Origin of the sequence: Pseudomonas sp. Tn43 (genome assembly GCF_014192635.1) — a bacterium.
Taxonomy (GTDB): Bacteria; Pseudomonadota; Gammaproteobacteria; order Pseudomonadales; family Pseudomonadaceae; genus Aquipseudomonas.
Map to the genome: position 1 here is coordinate 1 of NZ_JACHYG010000026.1, position 9,232 is coordinate 9,232.

At 59.4% G+C, this 9,232-nt stretch carries 11 protein-coding genes and 1 pseudogene; 7 read left to right on the plus strand and 5 right to left on the minus strand.

Annotation, left to right across the window (positions count from 1 at the left end; all coding sequences use genetic code 11):
* Positions 1-122 precede the first annotated feature (122 nt).
* The 4 genes and pseudogenes from FHW68_RS26955 to aroC form a co-directional block, all read right to left on the minus strand.
* The gene (locus FHW68_RS26955) at positions 123-668 is read right to left on the minus strand and encodes an acireductone dioxygenase (protein ID WP_183683953.1); all 546 of its coding nucleotides are present in this window, start codon (positions 666-668) and stop codon (positions 123-125) included.
* Positions 669-689: 21 nt separating this feature from the next.
* A pseudogene (locus FHW68_RS27390) lies at positions 690-785 on the minus strand (hypothetical protein); the annotation flags it as partial.
* A 43-nt stretch (positions 786-828) separates the two neighbouring features.
* On the minus strand, positions 829-1,974 hold the full coding sequence (locus FHW68_RS26960) for an MFS transporter (RefSeq protein WP_095633778.1): 1,146 nt from the start codon (positions 1,972-1,974) through the stop codon (positions 829-831).
* A gap of 34 nt (positions 1,975-2,008) precedes the next feature.
* Complete coding sequence (gene aroC, locus FHW68_RS26965; protein WP_183683955.1) at positions 2,009-3,100, minus strand: chorismate synthase; 1,092 nt, start codon at positions 3,098-3,100, stop codon at positions 2,009-2,011.
* 85 nt (positions 3,101-3,185) lie between these two features.
* Between aroC and FHW68_RS26970 the strand changes: the two genes are divergently transcribed.
* On the plus strand, positions 3,186-4,196 hold the full coding sequence (locus FHW68_RS26970) for an alpha/beta hydrolase (protein WP_095633776.1): 1,011 nt from the start codon (positions 3,186-3,188) through the stop codon (positions 4,194-4,196).
* Between the two features lie 89 nt (positions 4,197-4,285).
* Positions 4,286-5,077, plus strand: coding sequence for a hypothetical protein (locus tag FHW68_RS26975; protein ID WP_095633775.1), 792 nt, complete (start codon positions 4,286-4,288; stop codon positions 5,075-5,077).
* A gap of 124 nt (positions 5,078-5,201) precedes the next feature.
* Here the strand turns inward: FHW68_RS26975 and prmB are convergent, their stop codons facing one another.
* On the minus strand, positions 5,202-6,110 hold the full coding sequence (gene prmB, locus FHW68_RS26980) for a 50S ribosomal protein L3 N(5)-glutamine methyltransferase (protein ID WP_095633774.1): 909 nt from the start codon (positions 6,108-6,110) through the stop codon (positions 5,202-5,204).
* A 238-nt stretch (positions 6,111-6,348) separates the two neighbouring features.
* On the opposite strand from prmB, the gene FHW68_RS26985 reads away from it, so the two are divergent.
* The 5 genes from FHW68_RS26985 to FHW68_RS27005 all read left to right on the plus strand — a co-directional run bounded on the left by FHW68_RS26985 (position 6,349) and on the right by FHW68_RS27005 (position 9,122).
* Positions 6,349-6,939, plus strand: coding sequence for a cysteine hydrolase family protein (locus tag FHW68_RS26985; protein ID WP_095633773.1), 591 nt, complete (start codon positions 6,349-6,351; stop codon positions 6,937-6,939).
* Positions 6,940-7,070: 131 nt separating this feature from the next.
* On the plus strand, positions 7,071-7,391 hold the full coding sequence (locus tag FHW68_RS26990) for a hypothetical protein (RefSeq protein ID WP_095633772.1): 321 nt from the start codon (positions 7,071-7,073) through the stop codon (positions 7,389-7,391).
* Between the two features lie 75 nt (positions 7,392-7,466).
* Entirely contained in the window at positions 7,467-8,024 is a 558-nt protein-coding gene (locus tag FHW68_RS26995) for a Smr/MutS family protein (RefSeq protein ID WP_183683957.1), read from the plus strand.
* Between the two features lie 77 nt (positions 8,025-8,101).
* On the plus strand, positions 8,102-8,647 hold the full coding sequence (gene folE, locus FHW68_RS27000; RefSeq protein ID WP_183683959.1) for a GTP cyclohydrolase I FolE: 546 nt from the start codon (positions 8,102-8,104) through the stop codon (positions 8,645-8,647).
* Between the two features lie 103 nt (positions 8,648-8,750).
* Entirely contained in the window at positions 8,751-9,122 is a 372-nt protein-coding gene (locus FHW68_RS27005; protein WP_183683961.1) for a glutathione S-transferase N-terminal domain-containing protein, read from the plus strand.
* The last annotated feature ends 110 nt before the right edge of the window (positions 9,123-9,232 follow it).

Consider the following 9,232-nt stretch of genomic DNA (forward strand, 5'->3'; position numbering starts at 1 on the left):
ACGTTGTTCATGGCAATGATCTCCGATGAGCCCCCGGTGAAAGCTTAGTGGGCGATCACAGGGGGGGAGGCGGGGGTAGCCATTTCATTAGGTTGTGTGGTTTACAGGCGATCGGCCTCTACTCAGTCCTCCAGACGCGGGAAACGTCTGGCGATGTCATCGCCGGTGAAGTCAGCCACTGCGCCTTCGGGGTTGTTGAACAGACGGATGGTGACGAAATGCGGGTGCTCGCCCATGTCGAACCAGTGCGGCGTACCGGCTGGCACCACGATCAGGTCGTTTTTCTCGCAGAGCACGGCGTAAACGTAATCGCCGATGTGCAGGGAGAACAAACCACGGCCAGCGACGAAAAATCGTACCTCGTCTTCAGCGTAGCGGTGTTCATCAAGGTACTTGGCGCGTAACTCGGCTTTTTGCGGGTGATCGCTGTTCAAGCTGACGACATCGACGCAGAGATAACCGCGCTCGGTCATCAGTTTGTCGATGTTTTCTTGATACGCGGCGATCACTTCTTCCGGGCCGGCGCCGGGCTGGATTTTCGCCACGGCGTGCCAACGGTCGAAGCGCACGCCCTGTTCGGCCAGGGTCGAGGCGATGTCCTCGAGGTGGGTCAGAACTTTGTTCGGCAGTTCTGGGCTGGAGACGTGATAAACGGACAGGCTGCTCATTCTGGGCAACTCCTTAACGGTTCATGCTTTATGGTTCGAGAGTGAGCGCGTCTTCAACTCGCACTCGAACAAAAATTCAAAGGCCTCGATCGGTCACAGGGCGTCGCTCATGCGCGCGCTCCGTCTCGATTTTCTCGGGCGAGATATTCGCAGGTCAGGTTCATGGCCGGTCCTCTTGCATACGTGTGGCAATGATAACGGCAGCGGCGAAGGCTGCGAGACTGGCGATACTGAAGGTCAATGTGGCGCCGAGTGCGTTCCAGCTGTAACCGGAATACAACGCGCCCAATGCGCCGCCGGTGCCGGCCAGCGCGGCATACAACGCCTGGCCCTGGCCTTGCTGACGCGCGCCGAAGCTGCGTTGCACGAATTGGATGGCAGCCGCATGAAAGCTGCCGAAGGTGGCGGCGTGCAGCACTTGGGCGAACAGCAACACCCAGAGGAATTCGGCAAACGAACCGAGCAACAACCAACGCAACGCCGCCAGCAGGAAACTCGCCAGCAGCACCCGGCGCACCGAGAAGCGCGCAAGGATCTTGCTCATGGCCAGAAACATCAAGACTTCGGCAACCACGCCGACCGCCCAAAGCATGCCGATCAGCCCACGACTGTAACCGAGTTGCTCAAGGTGCAGGGTCACAAAGGTGTAATACGGCCCATGGCTCATCTGCATCAGCGCCACGCAACCGTAGAACGCCAACACTCCAGGATTGCGCAATTGCTGCAGGAACCCCTCACCCACCAGCCGTTCACTCTGAATCGGTTGCGCATTGGGCACCCATAAACTGCTGACCACGATCCCGGCCATGATCAGCACCAGTGCCAGCGGATAGATGTCCAGGCTGAGCCATTCGAACATCCGACCGAGGGCGACCACAGTGATGATGAAACCGATGGAACCCCACAGGCGAATCTGACTGTAGCGAGACGTTTGGCCGTTCAAGTGCGCCAGGGTGATGACTTCGAATTGCGGCAGTACCGCGTGCCAGAAGAACGCATGCAGGGCCATGACCATCGCCAGCCACGCGTAGCTTTTACTGACGAAAATCAGCGAGAAGGTCAGCAAGGTACAGACCGCGCCGAACCGCACGATGGCCAGCCGTCGCCCGGTGTAGTCACCGAGCCAGCCCCAGATATTCGGCGCCACGCAGCGCATCAGCATCGGGATCGCCACCAGTTCGCCAATGCGCGCACTGGAAAACCCCAGGTGATCGAAGTACAGCGCCAGGAATGGCGCTGTCGAACCGAGCAAGGCGAAATAGAACAGATAGAAACTGGAAAGCCGCCAGTACGGGAGCGCCGCCAACGTCGTCAGATCCCGGCGACCATAAGGTCAGCCATTAAAGCTGACCCAGCACCGGAGTGCTCACCCGCACATCGACGTTCTGCCCGCGGTGACGCAGCAGGTGATCCATCAATACGATGGCCATCATCGCTTCGGCGATTGGCGTGGCGCGGATGCCGACACACGGGTCGTGACGGCCCTTGGTGATGACCTCAACCGGGTTGCCATGGATGTCGATGGAGCGGCCGGGCGTGGTGATGCTCGATGTCGGCTTAAGCGCCAAGTGTGCAACGATTGGCTGACCGGACGAGATGCCACCCAGAATGCCGCCCGCATTGTTGCTGAGGAAACCTTCCGGGGTCATTTCATCACGGTGCTCGGTGCCGCGCTGGGCGATGCTGGCAAACCCGGCGCCGATCTCAACACCTTTGACCGCGTTGATGCTCATCAACGCGTGGGCCAGTTCGGCGTCGAGGCGGTCGAAGATCGGCTCGCCGAGGCCCGGCATCACGCCTTCGGCGACCACGGTGATTTTCGCGCCGACTGAATCCTGGTCGCGACGCAACTGGTCCATATAAGCTTCCAGCTGCGGCACTTTGTCCGGATCGGGGCTGAAGAAGGCGTTTTCTTCCACCGAATCCCAGGTCTTGAACGGGATTTCGATCGGGCCAAGCTGGCTCATGTAGCCACGAATGACGATGCCTTGGGTGGCCAGGTACTTTTTCGCAATCGCCCCCGCCGCCACGCGCATGGCGGTTTCACGGGCCGAACTGCGACCGCCGCCGCGGTAATCGCGCTCGCCGTATTTGTGGTGGTAGGTGTAGTCGGCGTGGGCCGGTCGGAACAGATCCTTGATCGCCGAATAGTCCTTGGACTTCTGGTCGGTGTTGCGGATCAACAGGCCGATGGCGCAACCGGTGGTGCGGCCTTCGAACACGCCAGAGAGGATTTCGACTTCGTCGGCTTCCTGGCGCTGGGTGGTGTGGCGGCTGGTGCCGGGCTTGCGCCGGTCCAGGTCGCGCTGCAGGTCCTCAAGGGAAATCTCCAGGCCCGGCGGGCAGCCATCGACAATGGCGACCAACGCCGGGCCATGGCTTTCGCCCGCGGTGGTGACAGTGAACAGCTTGCCGTAGGTATTGCCGGACATGCGGGACGCTCCGTGAAATCGAAACCAAAATACGTAATGCGCGCCAGTATACGCAGGCTACCCGACTAGTTCATCCTCGAACCTTATGGCTGCCTGCGAGTCCAACCGGCACCTTGTCGATGATGGCGTGATGATGCTGCGAGTTCTAGCCTTGAGCCTTACCTTGTTTACCGGCCTGCTCCCCTATGTGGCCCAGGCCACTGTTTTACAACGTCCCATCACACTGGACACGGGCAGCGGCGAGCTTTTCGGCTCGCTGTTGCTGCCCAAATCCGACACGCCAGTGCCGGTTGTCCTGATCATTTCCGGCTCCGGTCCTACGGATCGTGACGGAAACAACCCTGACGGCGGCCGCAATGACAGCCTCAAACGGCTGGCCTGGGTGCTGGCCAAACACAACATCGCCAGCGTGCGTTACGACAAGCGCGGCGTGGCGGCGAGCCTCGCGGCCACGCCGGACGAACGCAATCTGTCGGTGGAAGCCTATGTGGCCGACGCCGTGGCCTGGGGCCAGAAACTTAAAACCGACCCGCGCTTTGGCAAACTGATTTTGCTCGGCCACAGCGAAGGGGCGTTGATCGCCAGCCTCGCGGCGCCAAACGTTGACGCCGCGGCGGTGATTTCCATGTCTGGCAGCGCCCGGCCGATCGATCAGGTACTGCGCCAGCAGTTGAGCAATCGCCTGCCGCCACCGTTGATGCTGCGCAGCAATGAATTGCTCGACAGCCTCAAGGCCGGCCGCACCGACGACAACGTACCGCCGCCATTGCAGGTGATTTTCCGTCCCAGCGTGCAGCCGTATCTGATTTCGCTGTTCCGCCAGGACCCGGCAGCGGCCTTCGCCAAACTGAAAATGCCTGCGCTGATCATCCAGGGCAGCAACGACATTCAGGTCGGCGTGGGTGACGCCAAGGCGCTAAAGGCCGCCAAACCAGATGCCGAACTGGCGCTGATCGAAGGCATGAACCACGTGATGCGCATCGTGCCCAACGACGTGAAGCGGCAATTGGCCTCCTATAAAGATCCGCAATTACCCCTGGCAGCCGAACTCGGTGCGCGAATCCTCGAGTTTATTGACGGACTTGGCGCCAGTTAACCCTCCAGTCCTGAAAAAAACGGCCGATAAGCCTTTGTCGCCAGCCCACTGGCTGGCGGCAAGCAGGGCTTGGACAGGATCTCGCCGTTATGACTGATACCCAGACTTCACCCGACACCACCGCTGAAAAAGACGCACCGCCAGCGGTCGAGCTGCCGTGGGCGGACGTCCACGTCGAGCACCACAAAATGCTCCGCCTGGCGCCGCTGCAAACCGACCGCAACACCGGTGGACGGCCGTTGCGCTTTGTCGAATTCGGTTACGCCGAACGCAATAGCAAGGAACACAGCCTTCTGCGCATGGCCATCAAGTTGCCAGGCCAGCGGGTGCGCAAAGAACAGAATCATCTGGATGTCTGGGTTGATCACGCTGCCAAACGCGTGCATTTCGGCCCGGAAAGCGGCTTGCAGATCGAGCCGATGAACCGTGGTATCGGGCGCTATATGGCTGCTCAGGGCATTACGTGGGCGAAAAAGAGATGGCCCGCTTATACCGTCGACGGCACTGACCTGAACAACAAGGATGCGCTGAACGAAGACACTCGCCTGCGTCGCGATCACTTTCTGCGGGTGCACGGTTTTGACGTGGTCTACGCCGACGCCCAGCATTTGAAGGGCAGCGTTAAAGAGGTGCGGGTGGGGGATTTGCTCGGCGACTGGAACAGCGAAAAGCTGCAGCAGGTAGAAATCCTCGAAGCCGCGCAGATGCTCCAGCAAGCCGAGCAGAACCTGGCTGAACAAGAAGTCAAACTGAAGAAGCACGAAGAAAAAGTCAGCAAGTACAAACGCGAAGACGCCGGGCTGCGTTTTACCATTACGTGTCTGGTGGCGTTTGCGGTGTTTCAGGCGGGGTTGTTGATCTGGATTGCTACGCACCGCTGAAGGTTTGAGACCGCGGTGCGGCCATCGCGGGCAAACCACGCTCCCACAGGTTTTGTGTGTGCCACATCATTTGGATACGACACAGACCCCGTAGGAGCGAGGCTTGCCCGCGAAGGCTCTAGAGTCAGACGCGGGACGCGAACAACGCCTGATGATCGCGGCACTGCTGCGCTGTCAGCATGAACACTCCATGCCCGCCGCGCTCGAACTCCAGCCAGGCGAAGTCGACTTCCGGGTACAGCGCCTCGACGTGAACTTGGCTGTTACCCACCTCGACAATCAGCAATCCCTTTTCGGTCAGATGATCCGCCGCTTCGGCGAGCATGCGGCGCACCAGGTTCAAACCGTCGTCGCCACAGGCCAGGCCCAGCTCCGGCTCGTGCTGATACTCATCCGGCATGTCGGCGAAATCTTCCGCATCGACGTAAGGCGGGTTCGACACGATCAGGTCAAAACGTTGTCCTGGCAAGCCATCGAAAGCGTCGCCCTGAACGGTGAACACGCGCTCATCGACACCATGACGCTCGATGTTCTGGTTCGCCACTTCCAGCGCTTCGAACGACAGGTCAGCCAGGACCACTTCGGCATTCTGGAATTCGTAGGCACAGGCGATGCCGATGCAGCCGGAACCGGTGCACAAGTCGAGAATGCGCGCAGGTTCGGCGCCGAGCCACGGTTCGAAACGCTTTTCGATCAGTTCGCCAATGGGCGAACGCGGGATCAGTACGCGTTCGTCGACAATGAACGACATGCCACAGAACCAGGCTTCGCCCAGCAGGTAAGCGGTCGGGATGCGTTCTTCGATGCGGCGCTTGAGCAAGCGTTGCAAGTTGACCAGTTCGTCGTCTTCCAGACGGCAGTCCAGATAGCTGTCGGCAATTTCCCAAGGCAAGTGCAACGCACCCAGCACCAGTTGACGGGCTTCGTCCCAGGCGTTGTCGGTCCCATGGCCGAAAAACAGATCCTCCCCATGGAAGCGGCTGACGGCCCAACGGATATGGTCACGCAGGGTACGAAGTCGGGAAGTGATCACGGGGCAAACTCCAGAAAAAACGACTGACGATTCTAACAGCCAAAAGGCGCCACGACGACGCAGGAAAAACACCGGACCAGATGTAGGACTCTTCTATTTTTTTCGCAAGCTATTGAACAGAACGAGTATCTTGACAAGGCTGCGACCCAACAACGGCGGTGCCTACGATGGTAGCGATTCACAGAAGCGCTCAGCCAGAGGACAATGTCGCAAAAGCCCCACTCGAAGGAGCCCCAGAATGTCCGTTCCAAAAACGATGTTTCAACTCAGCGGCCGTGGTTATGCAGCGGCCAATCTGGGTCATGCGACCCTTGTCATCATCGATGCCCAGAAAGAATACCTCAGTGGTCCCCTGGCCCTGAGCGGCATGGATGCTGCCGTCGCGAACATCAAGCAACTGGTCGCCGCTGCCCGTGCAGCCGGTCGTCCGATCGTGCACGTACGCCATCTCGGTACCGTCGGCGGGCTGTTCGATCCGCAAGGCGAGCGCGGTGAATTCATCCCGGGCCTTGAGCCGCAGAAGGGCGAAATTATCATCGGCAAACTGCTGCCGAGTGCGTTTCATGGTACCGAACTGTATGACCGACTGCAGGAACTCGGCTCACTGGACCTGATCGTCTGCGGCTTCATGAGCCACTCCAGCGTCAGTACTACCGTGCGCGCCGCGAAGAACCTGGGCTTTCGTTGCACATTGGTTGAAGACGCCTGCGCGACTCGCGACCTGCCTTACAAGGGGGGCGTCCTGAGCGCCGAGCACGTTCAGCATACCGAGATGGCGATCATGGCGGACAACTTCGCCACCCTCGCCCTGACCCGCGAACTGATCTGATCGACCCTCGATGAGCGGTTCATGCCGCCGCTCATCCGCAAAAGCCTGTCATTTGCTGTAATTGCCCTAGCCTCAGGAACATCCCGGTCAACTTCCGGTCGAAGGGCCGATACCCATTGAGGAAGGTCGGAATGAAGTTATCCGATGGTTTTGACGCTCGCCGCTTGCGGCCCAAAGGCCAAAGCAACTGGCGTTTTCGCTTCGGTGCAGCATTCGCTGCCTTACTGGCAACGTGCGGTGTGTTGCTGGCGATGGCCGGCGCGGCCAGTTTACTGGGCCGGCCACCGGCGCTTGGCGAGTTGAATGCCAGCCCGCTGGGCGCCGCGATCATTCTGGGCGTCGGCCTGTTCGTGCTGTATATCGGCGTGTGGTTTTGGCGCCGCTGCCGTCGCCGCTCGCGCCAATCGCAAGAACTGAACATGGCACCGCACCTGATGAAAAAACACGACTGAGCCCAACGCCGGACGTTTTGTCGCGCCCCATTCGCTTCGACTTGGGTAAACTGGCCACCCTTCGCGGAGGCTGATATGCAAGACGACGATTTTTCCCTGTTCAAAAGCGCGATCCAAGGCGTCAAGCCGATCAAGCACGATCGCGCCGAAACCGGCAAACCCAAGGCCGACCGCGCGCAAATCGCCAAGCTGCGCCAAGCCGCCACTGTGCGCACCGATGCCACCACCGTTGACGGGCTGTCCGATCAGTTTGTCATTGATGTGGGCCCCGAAGATGAGCTGATGTGGGCCCGCGACGGTGTCCAGGAAAGCCAGATGCGCAAGCTCAAGATCGGACAGATTCCGTTCGAAGGCAGCCTCGATCTGCATGGCATGAACGTGGAAAAAGCCCGTGAAACCCTGTGGGCCTTTCTGGCCGAAGCAACCAGATTCGAAATCCGCTGCGTACGTGTGACCCATGGCAAAGCGGTGCGCCTGGATGGCAAGCGGCCGATGATCAAAAGTCACGTCAACACATGGCTGCGCCAGCATCCACAGGTACTCGGCTTCACCTCCTGCCAACCGAAACACGGCGGCGCCGGAGCGGTTTATGTGATGCTCAAACGCACCATGATGGAAGGTCGCGACGAGTGATGCTGTCGCTTCATGCTTGCAGCGCCGAGTCCGTCACCGTACCCTTGCCCTTTGCGTAAAATCCCACAGGTAGTTTCATGTCCCTGGAACAGAATTACACCGAGATCCTCGGCCAATTGGGCGAGGACGCCTCCCGCGAGGGCCTGCTCGACACGCCAAAACGTGCCGCCAAAGCCATGCAGTACCTCTGCCGCGGTTATGAACAGACACTGGAAGAGGTCACCAACGGTGCCTTGTTCAGCTCCGACAACAGCGAGATGGTGATGGTCAAGGACATCGAGCTCTACTCGTTGTGCGAGCACCACATGCTGCCGTTCATCGGCAAGGCCCATGTTGCCTACATCCCGAGCGGCAAGGTTTTAGGGCTGTCAAAAGTCGCGCGTATCGTCGATATGTACGCCCGTCGCCTGCAGATCCAGGAAAACCTCAGCCGCCAGATCGCCGATGCGGTCCAGCAAGTCACCGGCGCCCTGGGCGTTGCGGTGGTGATCGAGGCCAAGCACATGTGCATGATGATGCGCGGTGTGGAGAAACAGAATTCGACGATGATCACCTCGGTGATGCTCGGCGAGTTCCGCGAAAACGCCGCCACCCGCAGCGAATTTCTCAGCCTGATCAAGTAACTCGCAGCACGAAGAAACCGGCACTGATCGCCGGTTTTTTTTCGCCCGTGAAAAATCAGGTAAGCTGCGCGCCTTTCTTCATTCGCCCCGTGAGGCTTACAACGTGTTAGTCAAAGCGCTTCGTGTCGGCCTCGGCCAACTGATCATCTTCATCGATTTCATCACCCGTCCAAGCAAGAAGCAGCGCCCCGCCGCCGCTCAGGCTCAGGTCGATGCAGCCGCCAAGGACCTGACCCTGTATCAGTTCCATGCGTGCCCGTTCTGCGTGAAAACCCGCCGCACGTTGCGCCGCCTGAACGTTCCAGTGGCATTGCGTGATGCGAAGAACAGTGAACAGGATCGCCAGACCCTGCTCGAGCAAGGTGGCAGGATCAAAGTGCCGTGCCTGCGTATCGAAGAGAATGGCCAGACCACCTGGATGTATGAATCCAAGGTGATCATTGATTATCTGGATAAGCGGTTTGCTGCGCTCTGATAATCTGGTGTGGCCTCTTCGCGGGCAAGCCTCGCTCCTACATCTATGGTTACCCCCTTTTCTGCAATACTGTTTTTGATGCGTGTTTGGCTTGCTTTCATCTATCCGGC

Excerpts from the sequence above, each read along its gene's own strand:
- FHW68_RS26995 (WP_183683957.1), top strand. The coding sequence starts at position 7,467 with ATGCAAGACGACGATTTTTCCCTGTTCAAAAGCGCGATCCAAGGCGTC.
- FHW68_RS26975 (WP_095633775.1), top strand. The coding sequence starts at position 4,286 with ATGACTGATACCCAGACTTCACCCGACACCACCGCTGAAAAAGACGCA.
- aroC (WP_183683955.1), bottom strand. The coding sequence starts at position 3,100 with ATGTCCGGCAATACCTACGGCAAGCTGTTCACTGTCACCACCGCGGGC.
- FHW68_RS26970 (WP_095633776.1), top strand. The coding sequence starts at position 3,186 with ATGGCTGCCTGCGAGTCCAACCGGCACCTTGTCGATGATGGCGTGATG.
- FHW68_RS26990 (WP_095633772.1), top strand. The coding sequence starts at position 7,071 with ATGAAGTTATCCGATGGTTTTGACGCTCGCCGCTTGCGGCCCAAAGGC.
- FHW68_RS26955 (WP_183683953.1), bottom strand. The coding sequence starts at position 668 with ATGAGCAGCCTGTCCGTTTATCACGTCTCCAGCCCAGAACTGCCGAAC.
- folE (WP_183683959.1), top strand. The coding sequence starts at position 8,102 with ATGTCCCTGGAACAGAATTACACCGAGATCCTCGGCCAATTGGGCGAG.
- FHW68_RS26985 (WP_095633773.1), top strand. The coding sequence starts at position 6,349 with ATGTCCGTTCCAAAAACGATGTTTCAACTCAGCGGCCGTGGTTATGCA.